The organism is Streptomyces sp. NPDC029139, from assembly GCF_055564335.1.
Map to the genome: position 1 here is coordinate 246088 of NZ_JBVHWN010000005.1, position 15871 is coordinate 261958.

The 15871-nt window shown below is 72.5% G+C and carries 9 protein-coding genes and 1 pseudogene; 3 read left to right on the forward strand and 7 right to left on the reverse strand.

Features of this window, described 5'->3' with window-relative positions; translation table 11 throughout:
- Positions 1-329: 329 nt before the first annotated feature.
- Both ACZ4VW_RS15055 and ACZ4VW_RS15060 read right to left on the reverse strand, forming a co-directional pair.
- A pseudogene (locus tag ACZ4VW_RS15055) lies at positions 330-542 on the reverse strand (AAA family ATPase); the annotation flags it as partial.
- Between the two features lie 11 nt (positions 543-553).
- Positions 554-1549, reverse strand: a complete 996-nt coding sequence (locus ACZ4VW_RS15060; protein WP_467962241.1) for an EamA family transporter — start codon at positions 1547-1549, stop codon at positions 554-556.
- A 96-nt stretch (positions 1550-1645) separates the two neighbouring features.
- On the opposite strand from ACZ4VW_RS15060, the gene ACZ4VW_RS15065 reads away from it, so the two are divergent.
- Together ACZ4VW_RS15065 and ACZ4VW_RS15070 are read left to right on the forward strand one after the other, a co-directional pair.
- Positions 1646-2560 carry a LysR family transcriptional regulator gene (locus ACZ4VW_RS15065; protein ID WP_467962243.1) on the forward strand — a complete coding sequence of 305 codons (915 nt, stop codon included), beginning with the start codon at positions 1646-1648 and terminating at the stop codon, positions 2558-2560.
- A 188-nt stretch (positions 2561-2748) separates the two neighbouring features.
- Positions 2749-4584 (forward strand): glycoside hydrolase family 3 protein, encoded by a 1836-nt coding sequence (locus ACZ4VW_RS15070; RefSeq protein ID WP_467962245.1) that lies wholly within the window; start codon positions 2749-2751, stop codon positions 4582-4584.
- A 72-nt stretch (positions 4585-4656) separates the two neighbouring features.
- Here the strand turns inward: ACZ4VW_RS15070 and ACZ4VW_RS15075 are convergent, their stop codons facing one another.
- Together ACZ4VW_RS15075 and ACZ4VW_RS15080 are read right to left on the reverse strand one after the other, a co-directional pair.
- Positions 4657-6111 carry an aminopeptidase gene (locus tag ACZ4VW_RS15075; RefSeq protein ID WP_467962247.1) on the reverse strand — a complete coding sequence of 485 codons (1455 nt, stop codon included), beginning with the start codon at positions 6109-6111 and terminating at the stop codon, positions 4657-4659.
- A 162-nt stretch (positions 6112-6273) separates the two neighbouring features.
- Positions 6274-6699, reverse strand: coding sequence for a hypothetical protein (locus tag ACZ4VW_RS15080; RefSeq protein WP_467962249.1), 426 nt, complete (start codon positions 6697-6699; stop codon positions 6274-6276).
- A gap of 86 nt (positions 6700-6785) precedes the next feature.
- On the opposite strand from ACZ4VW_RS15080, the gene ACZ4VW_RS15085 reads away from it, so the two are divergent.
- Complete coding sequence (locus tag ACZ4VW_RS15085) at positions 6786-9434, forward strand: DUF6185 family protein (protein ID WP_467962251.1); 2649 nt, start codon at positions 6786-6788, stop codon at positions 9432-9434.
- 51 nt (positions 9435-9485) lie between these two features.
- Here ACZ4VW_RS15085 and ACZ4VW_RS15090 read toward each other — a convergent pair whose 3' ends face one another.
- The 3 genes from ACZ4VW_RS15090 to ACZ4VW_RS15100 all read right to left on the reverse strand — a co-directional run bounded on the left by ACZ4VW_RS15090 (position 9486) and on the right by ACZ4VW_RS15100 (position 15568).
- Positions 9486-9857 (reverse strand): hypothetical protein, encoded by a 372-nt coding sequence (locus ACZ4VW_RS15090; protein ID WP_467962253.1) that lies wholly within the window; start codon positions 9855-9857, stop codon positions 9486-9488.
- A 49-nt stretch (positions 9858-9906) separates the two neighbouring features.
- A complete protein-coding gene (locus ACZ4VW_RS15095; RefSeq protein WP_467962255.1) occupies positions 9907-13641 on the reverse strand; it encodes an ABC transporter ATP-binding protein in 3735 nt (1244 codons plus the stop codon).
- Between the two features lie 244 nt (positions 13642-13885).
- Entirely contained in the window at positions 13886-15568 is a 1683-nt protein-coding gene (locus ACZ4VW_RS15100; RefSeq protein WP_467962257.1) for a thiamine pyrophosphate-binding protein, read from the reverse strand.
- Positions 15569-15871: the final 303 nt, after the last annotated feature.

Below are 15871 nucleotides of genomic sequence, written 5' to 3' on the forward strand. Positions count from 1 at the left end.
CCGGCGCGGAGAGCGGCGCGCGCGGAGAGCGGCGCGCGCGGAGAGCGGCGCGCGCCTGCCGGCGCCCGGGTGGGGGGTCAGCAGGGCCGGAGGGTCCGGCGGGATCCGGCGTCCAGCGCTCGCCGGTGACCGGACAGGCCTCGCCGACGCCACGCGCGCGTGGCTCCCGGCCGTTCGTGCGGCCTGCGGGCTGCCCGCCCGCGCCGGAGGCCGGACCCCTGGCCCGCGGGGGTGGCCGAGCCCGGCTGCCGCTACGCCACGCGCGCGTGGGCTTTCACGCCCGTCGCCTTCAGGACCGCGGTGACCGCGGTGACCGCGGTGACCGCCTGGAAGATCTGCCGGTCGGCCTCCGGGTCGTGCTCCGTCGTCGGCCGGCGGCCCCCACCGACGATGAGCTCCCGCAACTCGTCGACCTCGATGTGCGCGGACCTCGCGAACCGGGCGGCGAGGCCGGCCGCCACGGTCGACTTCCCACCGTCGGGGATGCCGCTCAACAGCACCGCTCCGGGCGCCGGTTCGCGATCGACGGGTACGAGATCCAGGACACCGGACCCTAACGCGCCCGCCCCGCGCCGCCGGGCACCGGGGATTCCCGCCCCTCCGCCTCCCCCACGCCGCCGGGCACCGGGGATTCCCGCTCCTCCGCCTCCCCCGCGCCGCCGGGCCGCCCGGCCGGCGTCCCGCCGCCCGCGCTCCTCGCCGGCGCGAGCGAGGTCAGCGCCACGCCCCCGACCAACAGAGCCGCCGCGCACCAGCGCAGGCCGCTGATGCCCTCGCCGAGGAAGAGGGCGGCCGAGGACATCCCGAATACCGGGACCAGGAGGGAGAAGGGGGCCACCGAGGAGGCCGGGTAGCGGCGCAGGAGCCAGCCCCAGGCGCCGAAGCCGAAGACGGTGGTGACCCACGCGACGTAGACGATGACGCCCACGCCGGTCCAGTCGAGTCCGCGCAGCGCCTCGAGGTCGCGCTCGGGCCCTTCCAGGAGGAGGGAGAGGGCCAGCAGCGGCAGGATCGGCACGGTGCTGACCCAGACCATGAAGTTGAGGGCGTCGGGCGGGGACGCCTTGCGGGTGAGCACGTTGGAGACGCCCCAGCAGGCCGCCGCCGCGATGCACAGCGCGAAGCCGGCGAGCGGACCGGAGGCGCCCTCGTCGACGGCCGCGACGCCGATGCCGGCGAGCGCGACCGCCATGCCCGCGATCTTCAGCCCGCCGGGCCGTTCGCCGAGCGCGACGAAGGCGAAGAGGGCCGTGAAGACCGCTTGTACCTGCAGGATCAGGGAGGAGAGCCCGGCGGGGGCGCCCAGGTCCATGCCGGTGAACAGCAGGCTGAACTTGACCACGCCCAGCACGAGTCCGACGCCCAGGATCCACTTCCACGCGACCTTGGGACGGCCGACGAGGAAGACGGCGGGCAGTGCGGCGGCGAGGAAGCGCAGGGCGGAGAAGAGCAGCGGCGGGAAGTGGTCGAGGCCGATCTCGATGACGACGAAGTTGACTCCCCAGACGGCGGCGACGAGCGCGGCCAGGGTGATGTGTGCGGGGCGCATGGGAGGCAGCATCACCGCCCGGAACCGTGTAGCACCAGCGAAATCTTCTTCATGGTTGGATGAAGCAACGCTTCATCGAGCCCGGAAGGGGCCACCGTGCTGGATCTCGGACGCCTGCGCGCCCTCCACGCCGTCGCCGTGCACGGAACCGTGGGCGCCGCGGCAGCCGCCCTCGGCTACACCCCGTCCGCCGTCTCCCAGCAGATCGCGAAACTGGAACGGGAGACCCGCACCACCCTCCTCGAACGTCAGGGGCGCGGGGTGCGGCTCACCGACGAGGCGCACCAACTGGCGGCCACGGCGGAGAAGTTGCTGTCGATCGTGGAGGAGGCGGAGGTACGGCTCGAAGAGCGGCGGGGGCTGCCCGCGGGGCGCCTGGCGATCGGCTGCTTCGCTAGCGCCGCGCGTGGCCTGATGCCCGGCGCGCTCGCCGAGCTGGCGGCCCGTCACCCCGCGCTCGACGCCCGGCTGACGGAGGTGGACCCGCATGTCTCGATCGACCTCGTCGCCCGGGGTGTGATCGACCTCGCCGTGGCCCACGACTGGGACATCGCGCCGCTGCCGACTCCGCCGGGGGTGGAACAGGCGGTGATCGGCGACGACCTGTGCGACGTCCTCGTCCCCCGGGACCACCGCCTGGCGGCGCGGGAGACGGTACGGCGGGAGGAGCTGGCGGACGAGCGGTGGATCACGCAGCCGCCGGGGACGGTGTGCCACGACTGGCTGCTCCAGACGCTGCGGGCCACCGGGTACGAGCCGCACGTCGTCCACCAGGCGGAGGAGAACCACACGCAGGTCGCGCTGGTCGCCGCGGGGCTCGGGATCGCGATGGTGCCGCGCCTGGGCCGGGGGGCGCTGCCGCCCGAGGTGACCCCGGTCCGGCTGGACCCGATGCCGATGCGCCGCCTGCACGCCCTGTGGCGTACGGGCGCGGCCCGGCGCCCCGCGATCAGGGAGACGGTCCGCACGCTCCAGGAGCTGTGGCCCCGGGTCGCGTCCTCGGCGACCTGAGCGACGGACCCGTCCAGGCCCTTCACCCGGCCGGGCGGCCCGCCCAGGCGCCCCACGAGGTTCCACCGAGCACACGACCGACCCGAACGACCGATTCCTGCGCGGGTCCTTGACCTGGCAGTTACTTTCGGGCTATCCGTGACTCCTTGGAAGTTTCCTTCAACCTTGCACGGCCGGAAGGAGCATCAGTGCACCACCGCGCCACCTCCAGACGCACCCTCCTCACCGTCACCGCCGCCGCCGCGGCCGCCGCCGTCACCGGTGTGACCGCCCCCCTCGCCCACGCCGAGTCCGGGTCCGGGTCCGACGACCGCAAGCTCCAGCGGCTCATCTCCCGCATGTCGCTGGAGGAGAAGGTCGGCCAGCTCTTCGTCATGCGGGTCTACGGCCACTCCGCCACCGCCCCCGACCAGGCCGACATCGACGCCAACCTCCAGGAGATCGGCGTCCGCACCGCCGCCGAACTCGTCGAGAAGTACCACGTCGGCGGCGTCATCTACTTCAGCTGGGCGCACAACACCCGCGACCCGCGCCAGATCGCCGAGCTCTCCAACGGCATCCAGCGTGCGGGCCTGGCCCAGCCCACGCCCGTCCCCCTGCTGATCTCCACCGACCAGGAGCACGGCATCGTCTGCCGGGTCGGCGAACCGGCCACCCTGCTGCCCGGTGCCATGGCGCTCGGCGCGGGAGGCTCGCACTCCGACGCCCGTCGGGCCGCGCGGATCGCGGGCGCCGAGCTGGCCGCCGTCGGCATACGGCAGAACTACGCGCCGGTCGCGGACGTCAACGTCAACCCCGCCAACCCGGTCATCGGGGTCCGTTCGTTCGGCTCCGACCCGCAGGCCGTCGCCGATCTGGTCGCGGCCCAGGTCAGGGGCTATCAGCGGGCCGGGGTCGCGGCGACCGCAAAGCACTTCCCGGGGCACGGCGACACCGCCGTCGACAGCCACTACGGCCTGCCGACCATCACACACACCCGAGAGCAGTGGGAGGAGCTGGACGCCCCGCCGTTCCGGTCCGCGATCGCCGCCGGCATCGACTCGATCATGACCGCGCACATCGTCGTGCCCGCGCTCGATCCGAGCGGCGACCCGGCGACCCTCTCCCGCCCGATCCTGACCGGCATCCTGCGTGAGGAACTCGGTTACGACGGCGTGGTCGTGACGGACTCGCTCGGCATGGAGGGGGTCCGGACGAAGTACGGCGACGAGCGTGTGCCGGTCCTCGCGCTGAAGGCCGGTGTCGACCAGCTGCTCAACCCGCCGAAGCTGGACATCGCCTGGAACGCGGTCCTCCAGGCCGTCAGGACCGGCGAGCTGACCGAGGCCCGGCTTGACGAATCGATCCTGCGGATTCTGCGCCTCAAGGCCCGGCTGGGGCTGTTCCACAAGCCGTTCGTCACGGCCGCCGGAGTGGACCGTACGGTCGGCAGCGCCGATCACCTCGCCCAGGCCGACCGGATCGCCGAGGGAACCACGACCCTGCTCCTCAACGAGGGAGGGTTCCTGCCGATCAGCCGGCTCAGCCACGGCAAGGTGCTGGTCGTCGGCGCCGACCCGGCCTCGCCCTCCGGCACCACCGGGCCCCCGACCACCACTCTCGCGACGGCCTTCACCGAACTGGGCTTCGCCGCCACGGCGCTGTCCACGGGAATCACCCCGACCGCGGCGAAGATCGACGAGGCGGTGGCCGCGGCGGCCGGCAAGGACGTCGTCGTCGTGGGCACGTACAACGTCTCGGCGACCAGCCCGCAGCGCACGCTGGTCTCTAGGCTCGTCGCCACCGGTGTGCCGGTCGTGACGGTCGCGATCCGCAACCCGTACGACATCGCCCGGCTCACCGGGCAGCGGGCGACCGTCGCCGCGTACTCCTGGACCGATGTCGAACTGCGGGCCGCGGTCCGGGTGATCGCGGGCCACGCCCGGCCGCGGGGGCGCCTGCCCGTGCCCGTCCAACGGGCGGACGATCCGGCGCGGGTGCTGTACCCGGTCGGCCACGGCCTGTCCTACGCGGAACGTCCCTGAGGACGCGGACCCCCCGATGCTCCGCACGAGGAGATCGGGGGGTCCACATCCACGGCCCGAGGGCGCTCGGGCCTACGGACGTACGCCGTGCTCCCGGGTCAGCTCCTCGTCGACCGCCTTGTCCAGACGGGCGTCGAAGCGGGCCAGCGGCTGCGCGGCGGCGGCCGTCGGGGCGTCGACCCCGGCCCAGGCGAGGATGCGCGCCGTGGCCTTGGCGCGCTCGTCCTCGACGAGACCGGCGACATTGGCACCGTGGTTGGCGCCGGGGGCCGTGTACACGTAGCTGTCCCGGACGCCCTTGCCGAGACGGAAGGGCTCCGCTCCCCACGGGTCGTTGGCGCCGTACACGAACAGCATCTGGTGCGCGTTCCTGCGGACCCAGTTGTCGACGTCGCGCATGACCCACGGCTGGAACGTCGTCGGGATCTCGCGCGGCACGAAGTCCCGCGCGGGCTGGTAGCCGTAGCGGGTCAGGCCGTCCAGGTGCGGCAGCTTGATGCTGGGCGAGCCGAGCTGGGTCGCCGCCTGGTAGTAGTACGGGGTGTACGGCTCGAGGCCCTGGTCGGTGTAGAAGGACCAGCCGGAGATGGCGTCGATGGTCTCGTAGACCGTGTCGTCGCTCGCCGTGCCGGCGTCCGGGATCGAGGCGCAGTCGGACTCGTTCGAGTACTGCCAGAAGCCCCAGACGAAGTCGAGGACGACGGCCTCGTACGCCTTGTCGAGGGAGCCGACGGTGTTGAAGGTGGCGCCCTCGGTCTCGGCCCACTCCTTGTACTTCTTCTGGAGCGGCTCGCGGCGGACGAGCGCCTCGCGCTGCATCGCGTTGAGGCGGTCGCGGCACTCCTTGGTCCCGACGGTCTCGAAGAACCTGTCGTACGCGGAGTCCTCCTTGTTCACCACGTCGTTGGGCGCGACGTACGCGACGACGCCGTCCATGTCACGCGGGTAGAAGCGCTCGTAGTACGTGGCCGTCATACCGCCCTTGGAGGCACCGGTGGAGAGCCACTTCTGCCCGTAGATCTTCTTCAGGGCGGTGAAGATGCGGTGCTGGTCGCTCGCGGCCTGCCAGATGTCCAGCTTGGACCAGTCGGCGGGCTGGGGCCGGGACGGCGTGAAGAACCGGTACTCCATGGAGACCTGGTTGCCGTCGATGATCCGGGTGGGCTCGCGGCGGCTGGGCGTGGTGCTCAGCGAGTAGCCGCTGGTGTGGAAGACGGTCGGGCGGTCGGTGTCCTTGTGGAGGACGGAGATCCGCTGCTTGAACGTGCCCTTCCACGGGCGGCGGTGGTCGATCGGCTGGACGTAGTCGAGCACGAAGTAGCGGTAGCCGGCGTACGGCTTCTCCTCGATGAGGCTCATCCCGGGGATCGCCAGGATGCGGTCCTTGATGTCCGCGGTGGCGGACGCCTCGGCGGCCGTACCGCCGAAGGTGCCGGTGGCCGGCTCCGCGGCGGTAGCCGCACCGGTCGCACCGACGGTGCCTATGAGCACCGTGAGCGACGCCAGCCATCTCAGCGACTTACGCATTGACCCTCCCCTTGATTCACAACGGTGTCGCGAACCTAGCGGGGGCAACGTGGGTGCCGCCAGACCCAGTTGGCCCTTACCTTCACAAGGCCACAGGTTTCGGCGCGGGTTCGGTGGGGGTTCGTGCGGATCGCATGCGGTTCCGTGCGGTCCGGCCCCGTGTCAGCACAGGACCCAGCCCGTCGATCCGCTCCGGCCGGCGACGGTACCGGTGGCGCGGACACAGCGGTTGAGGGCGTGCACGGTGACGGGCCCGGCCTGGCGGGTGAAGCGCCCGCTGTCGACGGCGGGCCGCCCGCCGCGCGGCTGGAGGGCGACGGACATGGCGCGGCGCGGCCCGGGGACCTTGGCGACGGTGAGGGCGCAGACGTACTGACGGCTGCGGTAGAGGCGCAGCTCGCCGGTGGCGAAGGTGATGGTCTTGCTGGGGCGGCCGCTGCAGAGCGAGGCGGCGTCGGCCGACGCCGTTCCGGGCCCGGCGAGCGTCAGGACGCCGACGCCGAGCACGAGGGCGAGCAGATACGCGAGGGACCGCCGAGCAGCCCGCACCCCACCGAACACACGCACCCCTCCCTCAACTCCGTCCATACATGCGTACGACGCACGGGGAGCGGATTCGGTTGCTGTCATTCGATACGCTTTCCCGCTCGGGCCGAGGGGGCGGGGGTTCTCAGGTGGGCTGTTCAGGGGCATCACGCGGTACGTTCGCCGGGGCGATCCGTTCGCTCGTCATCCTGCTCGTTCTGGCGGGGAGTCTCGCATCGTTCGGGACCGCGCACGCCGCGGAGGAGCCACCCGACAACGTCTGCGTCAAGCGGACGCTGAGCCGGGCCCAGGTCACCGCCTCGGTCCAGATCGCGCACGACGGGCAGTACTCGACCAAGGTGACGAGCGTGCTCGTGATCAAGGTGCCGCACGGCTGGATGTGGTCGTCCGCACTGATCCTGAACAGGGACACCGAGGACTACCGGACGGCCATGCGCTGTCTGCTGCGCTCCTCCGAGGAGCCGACGCAGTACCGCGACACGGAGTGGCAGTACAAACAGCCCCGGGTCACAGCCGACAAGACATGGGTCACGGTGGAACAGCAGGCCGTCACCTGGGTCTCCGCGAAGGGAGAACGGCACGTCGGGCCCTGGCACATCGACGCGGGCAACCGCACCTGGCACCTGGAGCTCAAGTCCCCCGACTCGCTGACCCGCTCCGCGTGGAGCAGGGTGCGGATCGACCTCGGGGGCCGGCCCGCGCGTTCCGTGATTCCCGCGCCGACGGCGGGGTCCTCGACCGTACTGACCTGGAACGGGACGGCGGCGACCCCGGGCCCCCCGTCCCGTCTCCACCTGGAGCTGCAACCGCCCGCCACGAAAGCGAACGCCGCACGCTGGGCGACCCAGCCGTGGGACCGGGCCGACATCCTGGCCTGGCTCTCCTGGGACGTCGTCGTCTTCGTGACGACCCTGGTGCTGGTCCGACGGCTCCGGCACCAACCGCCCTGGGCGCTGCCCACGCCCGAGGAGGAGGCAGCCCGTCGGAACCTCCGCGCGGTGGCCTGGACCTGGTTCACGATCACCCTGGTCCACGCCTTGGACGATCATGTCCTGTACTACCTGGAGGAGTTGCCGGGCGGCTACCTGTACGCGGACCACCGGCAGGCGGTCCATCTGGCCGTGACGGCGCTCCTGGGCGGGCTGCTGTGCGTCCTCGGCCGGCCCGGCCGGATCGCCCTCGCCGCCGTGGCGGTGGCGCTCGGATACGTCGGCTTCCTGGCCTTCACGCCCACCCACTTCGGGCTGCCACCGGCCATGGTCCTGTACTGGATCGACCACCCCGAGGAGGTCGAGACCTACGACGCGGCGGGCGGGCTGTACTGGTTCGCCCTCGGCTGTGCCGCCCTGGTGTTCGTCTGGCTCGTGGGGCTGGTGAGCAGCTGCCTGCGGGTGTGGCGGGCCTCCTCCCCGGGTGGCGCCGCCCTCAGCGGTCGCTTCTCCCCCGCCGTCCTCGCCGGCATCACCCTTGTCTCCTGCACCGTTCCCGCGGGCAGCCTGTGGGCCGCGGCGCACTGGTGGGACCGGGTGTCGTGGCTCACCGACCACGGCCAGGGCAATGATTACGCGCTGTTCCGGTCGGCCACCATCTTCAACGACCAGCGGTGGTTCGCCTCCAACTTCGCCGACTGGGCGAGCGGCACGATCTGGTGGTGGGTGACCTCTCTCGCCCTCGTCGCCCTCGCCCGGGCACGGCAGGGTGCGCCCGGGCACACCGGCGAGGGGCTGCGTCCACACGACCCGCTGCTGCTCAAGCTTCTCTTCGTGGTGGCGGTGGCGCCCGTCTTGGGTCTGTACGGCGGGGTGCCGGTGCCCCTGCTGTCGCTCGTCGTCCTCTGGTTTCCGATGACCGCGCTGCTCGGGCTGGGCCGGAAGTACTCCGTGCTCTCCCGCGAGCTCCTCCCCGGTGTTCCGCTCCACCGTGTCGTCGGGGAGCGGCACAGGACCCGACTGATGCACATGGCGCGCCAGCACCGCGAGCTGCACGCCGAGCTGCGCCGGCTCGAGCAGGGGCAGACGGAGGGAGAGCGGGCGGCCATCGAGCGGAAGCTGGACCGGCTGCACCGCTGGACCCCGCCGAACCCCGGGCATCCGCACGCCCGCGTCCCCCTTCCGCACACGGTCGGTCCGGTGGAGCTGGCGCTGGCCTGGGGACCGCGGGCGAGCTGGTGGGCCAACGCGTGCCGGGCGGCGGCCATCGCCTCGCTGGTAGGACTGCCTGCCACGGGAGTGCTCTTCTGGGCCGACGCAGTCCGGGGCACCCTGTGGGTGGACACGTTCAGTTATCAGTTCGGCTTCGTGGGCATGCTGACGTATCTGGTGAGCCAGGCGGTGATCTGGGCGGGGGCCGGGTTCACGCTCGGGGCGCTGTGGCGGGTGCTGCCCCTGCGCCGCGGCCCGGGCCGCGGCTTCAGCCTGGCGCTCGTCTACGCCCTGCCCTGGCTGGTGGACCTGCTGGCCAGCGTGGTGGTGGGCCAGCCGATCGGCACGACCGCGCTCCACGCGGCGCTGATGACGCTCGTCCTGACGACGACCGGCATGCTGATGGACATCGACACCTTCCGGCAAGAACGGCATTACTGGCCCACCAGAATGGGACTTCTGCTGTCGCTCTACCAGATGCGCACCGCGTCGGCGCAGGTCGCCCTGTTCGTCGCACAGGTGGTGGCGCTGGTGACTATCTGGCAACAACTCGGCGGTAATCCGCCGGTGGTCCTCATCGACCACCAGGGCCCGAACGGCACGCCCGTTCCTGGAGGCAGCAACTCGGGCCACTAGGCCGTGACTTGTGGATCGGACCGCGAGCCCGGAAGATCCGCAAGGCACCTGCTAGCCGCTGAAGTAGGAGGCGACGAGCAGCAGGAACACACACTCGGCGCCGATCATCGTCCAGAACGCGGCCTTGCGGGACGGTGCGGGGCCGGGGCCGTCCGGGGTGGTGAGGGTGTGGATCCAGGCGCCGGCCGCGACCGCGAGGGAGACGAGGTAGAGCCAGCCGGGGGCGGTTCCGCAGTCCCCTTCGAGAACGCAGCGGGAGCCCTCGGTCGTGGTCAGGCTCAGGAACACGACCACGACGGTCGCGGGCACCAGGGCCAGGCCCCACCACAGGGCGCGGGTGCGCAGCCGGTAGGCCGCCGGGTTCCGGAGTACGGAGGCGTCGGTGGCCGCGGCGCGGGCCCGGGCGGGGTGCTCGTTGCTCATGGCGCCGATTCAACACGGGCCCTGCGGACGGCGGAATCCGCTGTCGTACTCAGACCGCCGTCGCCGGTTCCTCCTCACCGATGAACGTCCGCCACAGCTCCGCGTACATCCCGCCCCGCGCGAGCAGTTCGTCGTGGGTGCCGTCCTCGGCGACGCGGCCGTGCGCCATGAGGATCACGCGGTCCGCCCCGGCTGCGGTGGTGAGGCGGTGGGCGACGACCAGGGTGGTGCGGCGGCCGGCCAGGCGGTCGGTGGCCTGGTTGACCTGGGCCTCGGTGGCCAGGTCCAGGGCGGCCGTGGCCTCGTCGAGGAGCAGGATGTCCGGATCGACGAGCTCGGCGCGGGCCAGCGCGATCAGCTGCCGCTGGCCCGCCGAGAGGTTGCGTCCGCGCTCCGCGACCTCGTGGAGGTAGCCGCCGTCCAGGGTCGCGATCATGTCGTGGGCGCCGACCGCGCGGGCCGCCGCCTCGACCTCGGCGTCGGTCGCCTCGGGCCGGCCGTACGCGATGGCGTCACGGACCGTCCCGGCGAACAGGTACGCCTCCTGGGGCACGACCCCGAGCCGGTGGCGGTAGGCGGTGAGGTCCAGGTCCCGCAGGTCCGTGCCGTCCACCACGACCCGGCCGCTCGTCGGGTCGTAGAACCGGGCGACCAGCTTGACCAACGTGGACTTCCCGGCGCCCGTCTCCCCGACGAAGGCGACGGTCTGCCCGGCGGGGATGCGCAGATCGACCCCGCTGAGGGCGGCCTCCTCGGAGTTGTAGGCGAAGGAGACGTTCTCGAAGGCGATGTCTCCGCGCAGCGACGGCACGTCCAGGGGTTTGTCGGCGGCGACGGTCGATGTCGGCTCCTGAAGGAGCTCCTGCATCCGCTTCAGCGAGACGGCGGCCTGCTGGTAGCCGTCGAAGACCTGCGAGAGCTGCTGCACGGGCGCGAAGAAGAGGTCGATGTAGAGGAGGTACGCCACGAGCGCGCCGGTGGTCAGCGTGCCCGCCTCGACGCGCTGCGCGCCGACGATCAGCACGGCCGCGGCGGCCAGGGACGACAGCATCGTGACGAAGGGGAAGTAGATCGAGATCAGCCACTGGCCGCGGACGCGGGCCTCGCGGTACTCGTCGCTGCGGGCCGCGAACCGGGCGGCTCCCGAGCGCTCGCGGCGGAATGCCTGCACGATCCGGAGTCCGGCGACGGACTCCTGGAGGTCGGCGTTGACGACGCTGATCCGCTCCCGTGCCAGTTCGTACGCCTTCACGCTGGAGCGGCGGAAGAAGTACGTGGCGACGGCGAGGACCGGCAGGGTCGCGAAGACGACCAGGGCGAGCTGGAGGTCGAGCACGAGCAGCGCGACCATGATGCCGAAGAAGGTCACGACGGAGACGAACGCGGTGACGAGACCCGTCTGGAGGAAGGTGGACAGGGCGTCCACGTCCGTCGTCATCCGGGTCATGATCCGGCCGGTCAGCTCGCGCTCGTAGTAGTCGAGGCCCAGCCGCTGGAGCTGGGCGAAGATCTTCAGCCGGAGCGCGTAGAGGACCCGCTCGCCGGTGCGGCCGGTCATCCGGATCTCGGCGGTCTGCGCGACCCACTGCACGAGCACGGTCAGCAGGGCGAGGGCGGATGCGGCCCAGACGGCGCCGATGGCGAGCTGGTTGACGCCCTCGTCGATGCCGTGCCGGATCAGTACGGGCAGGAGCAGGCCCATTCCCGCGTCGACGGCGACGAGGCCGAGGCTGACGAGCAGCGGGAGGCCGAAGCCGCGCAGCAGCCGGCGCAGCCCGTACGACTCCTCGGGGGTGACGGCCTGCGCCTCGTCGACATCCGGGGTGTCGGTGGCGGGCGGGAGCGCCTCGACGGCGGCGAGCAGTTCGGGGGTGGCTCCCGGCGCCTGGGACTCCTCGGCGGTCTCCTCCCGTACCCACAGGGTGGGGGTGATGCCGCGCTCGGCGTCGAACTCGGCGTCCAGTTCGGCCCGCAGGACGCGGTCCTCGGACGCCTCGTCGGCGGCGGTGGCCACGGGGTGGCCGGGCGAGACGCCGCCGAGTTCGTCGGGGTCCGTCAGGAGCTGCCGGTAGAGGGCGGAGCGCTCCTGCAGCTCCTCGTGCGTGCCGATGTCGGAGAGCCGGCCGTCGTCGAGGACGGCGATCCGGTCGGCGAGGTTGAGGGTGGAGCGGCGGTGGGCGATGAGGAGGGTGGTGCGCCCGGCCATCACGGAGGCGAGGGCCTCGTGGATCTCGTGCTCCACGCGCGCGTCGACGGCGGAGGTGGCGTCGTCGAGGAGGAGCAGCCGGGGGTCGGTGAGGATCGCGCGGGCGAGGGCGATCCGCTGGCGCTGGCCGCCGGAGAGGGTGAGGCCGTGCTCGCCGACCTTGGTGTCGTAACCCTCGGGCAGCTCGGCGATGAAACGGTCCGCCTGGGCGGCGCGCGCGGCGGTCTCGATCTGCTCCTGGGTCGCTTCCGGATGGCCGTACGCGATGTTGGCGCGGACGGTGTCGGAGAAGAGGAAGCTGTCCTCGGGGACGAGTCCGATGGCGGCGCGCAGGGAGTCGAGGGTCAGCTCGCGGACGTCGTGGCCGCCGACGAGGACGGCGCCGTGGCTGACGTCGTAGAAGCGCGGCAGCAGGAGCGAGACGGTGGACTTGCCGGAGCCGGAGGCGCCGACGACGGCGACGGTCTCGCCGGAGCGGATCTCCAGGGAGAAGCCGTCGAGGACCGGGCGTCTCGTGCCGGAGGCGCCCTCGTACGCGAAGCCCACGTCGTCGAACTCGACGGTGGCCTCGGCGTCGGCCGGAAGCTCCTTCGTCCCGTCCTTGATCGCGGGCTCGGTGTCGATGAGCTCCAGGACGCGGTCGACACCGGCGCGGGCCTGCTGGCCGACGGTGAGGACCATGGCGAGCATCCGGACCGGGCCGACGAGGGAGGCGAGGTAGGCGGAGAAGGCGACGAACGTGCCGAGCGTGATCTGGCCGCGGGTGGCGAGCCAGCCGCCGAGGGCGAGGACGGCGACCTGGCCGAGGGCGGGAACGGCCTGGAGGGCGGGGGTGTAGCGCGAGTTCAGCCGGATCGTGCGCAGCCGGCCCGCGAAGAGCTTGCGGCTGGCGTCCCGGATCTTGCCGGTCTCCTGGTCCTCCTGCCCGAAACCCTTGACGACCCGGACGCCGGTCACGGACCCGTCGACGACCCCGGCGACCACGCCGGCCTGCGCCTGGGCGTACCAGGTGGCGGGGTGGAGGCGGGTGCGGCTGCGCTTGGCGATGAACCAGAGGGCGGGGGCGACGGCGAGGGCTACGAGGGTGAGCGGGAGGGAGAGCCAGGCCATGACGGCCAGGGAGATCAGGAAGAGCAGGATGTTCCCGATCGTCATCGGGAGCATGAAGAGAAGGCCCTGGATGAGCTGGAGGTCGCTCGTCGCCCGTCCGACGACCTGCCCGGTGGACAGCTCGTCCTGCCGTCGGCCGTCGAGCCGGGTGATGGTGCCGTACATCTCGGTACGGAGGTCGTGCTGGACGTCGAGGGCGAGGCGTCCGCCGTAGTAGCGGCGGATGTACGTGAGGACGTAGACGACGACGGCGGCGGCGAGCAGGAGGCCGGTCCAGACGGAGAGGGACCGGGTCTTCGCACCGATGACGTCGTCGATGATCACCTTGGTGATGAGCGGTACGAGCGCGAGGACGGCCATTCCGGCCAGGGAGGATCCGAGCGCGAGCACGACGTTCTTCTTGTACCGCCACGCGTACCCGGCGAGCCTGCGCGCCCAGCCCTGCTGTTTCTGCCCCGCCGCCGCCACGTGGTGCCTCCCGTTCGTCCCGCTCTACCGGAAGGCACCAACGCGGCTGAGGTGGGTTTTCATCCCGCCGTGACGAAGTCGGACACAGGTCCGGTCCTTGGTCCTAGGACCGGACGGTGGTCCTGGGCGGCACCGGTGGTCCTGGGACCGGACCGGTGGTGGTCCCGGGTCCGGACCGGTGGTGGTCCCGGGGCCCGACTGGTAGTGGTCCCGGGTCCGGACCGGTGGTCCCGGCCCGGACCGGTCACAGGTGCGTCGGTTCGAACATGCGGAGCAGTGCCGGGAGGACCACCACGGACGGGCCGGGGGTCGACAGCGCCTTCCTGAGGTCGGCCGTCAGGGCGTCCGGGGTGGTGAGGGTGGCCGGGACGCCGAAGGATTCCGCCAGGGCGACGAAGTCCGGGCGGGCGAGTTCGGTGGCCGTGGACTCGCCGAAGGCGTCCGTCATGTACTCGCGCAGGATGCCGTAGCCGCCGTCGTCCACGATGAGCCAGGTGACGTCGGAGCCGTACTGCCGGGCCGTCGCCAGCTCCGCGATCGAGTACATCGCGCCGCCGTCGCCGGACACCGCGAGGACCGGCCGGGTCGGGTCGGCCGCCGCCGCGCCGAGGGCGGCGGGGAAGCCGTAGCCGAGGCCGCCGGCGCCCTGGGCGGAGTGCATGGTGTTGGGCTGCCGAGGGTCGAAGGCCGACCAGGCCCAGTACGCCAGGATCGTCATGTCCCAGAAGCTGGGCGAGTCGTCCGGCAGCGCCTCACGGACCGAGGCCACGATCCGCTGCTCCAGGCCGAGGTCCTGGGCCGCGATCCGCTCGCGGACCTTCGTCAGGACCGCCGCGACCCGCTCCGGGGCCGTCGGGTCCTCCCGTACCGCCACGGTCTCCAGCAGCGCGGACAGCGCCAGGCGGGCGTCCGCGTGGATGCCGAGCGCCGGGTGGTTGGACTCCAGCTTTCCGGCGTCGGCCTCGATCTGGATCACCCGGCCGCGCGGGGTGAAGGTGTGGTAGTTCGAGGACAGCTCGCCGAGGCCGGAGCCGACGACGAGCAGGACGTCCGCGTCCTCCAGGAAGTCGGTGGTGTGGCGGTCCTCCAGCCAGGACTGGAGCGAGAGCGGGTGTTCCCAGGGGAAGGCGCCCTTGCCGCCGAAGGTGGTCACGACCGGCGCCTGGATCCGCTCGGCGAGCGCGCGCAGCTTGCCGGACGCGTCGGAGCGCACGACCCCACCGCCCGCGATGATCGCGGGCCGCTCGGCGTTCGCGAGGAGATGCGCCGCCACCGCCGTCAGCTCGGGGCGCGGGACGACCTCCTCGGGCGTCGCGTCCATCGCCGTGACGACCGGCAGCGACGTCTCGGCGAGCAGCACGTCCTGCGGGATCTCCACCCACACCGGCCCGTGCGGGGCGGTCAGCGCCGACTCCCAGGCCGCGGCGAGGGCGGACGGGATCTGGGACTGCGTACGGACGGTGTGAACCGACTTCACGATGTCCCGGAAGGACGCCTGCTGGTCGCGCAGCTCGTGCAGATAGCCGTGTCGCCCGCCGCCGAGCCCGGCCACCGGGACCTGGCTGCCGATCGCGAGGACGGGAGCGGACGCGGCGGCGGCCTCCTGGAGCGCGGCGAGGGACATCAGCGCGCCGGGACCGGTGGAGAGCAGCAGCGGGGCCGCCTCGCCGGTCGTCCGGCCGTACGCGTCGGCGGCGAAGCCGGCGTTGTTCTCGACGCGCAGCCCGACGTACCGCAGGGAGGAGCGGCGCAGGGCGTCGAACATGCCCAGGGCGTGCTGGCCGGGGAGCCCGAAGACGGTCGTCGCGCCGAGGCCGGAGAGGGTCTCGACGACGAGGTCGCCGCCGGTCCGCCCGGCGGGCGGGTTGAGCGCGGCGGCCGTCTGCGCGGCGGTGGGCCGGAGCACGAGGTCGTGGTCGTGGGTCATGGGGATCCCCTCGCGAGTGGCGTGTTCTGTCGGTACGGCCCGGCAGCCACATGGTGCCCCACCCGGCGCTCCGGCCCGGACGCCAGGTGGCAGCCGCCCCGCCCCGCCCTGCGGCTGGGCGGTGCGGTGGCGCTCGCCGTGCAGCGCGCGCCGCCCGTGGGCGCGGGCCCGCCGGGCGGCGGTGGCGCTCGGCGCGCGACGCGCGCGGCCGCGTCGGCGCCGCGGGCCCGCTGGGGCCGGTCCGCCGGTGCCGGTCCGCCGGCCCCGGTCCGCCGGCCCCGGTCCGCCGGCCCCGCATGGTGC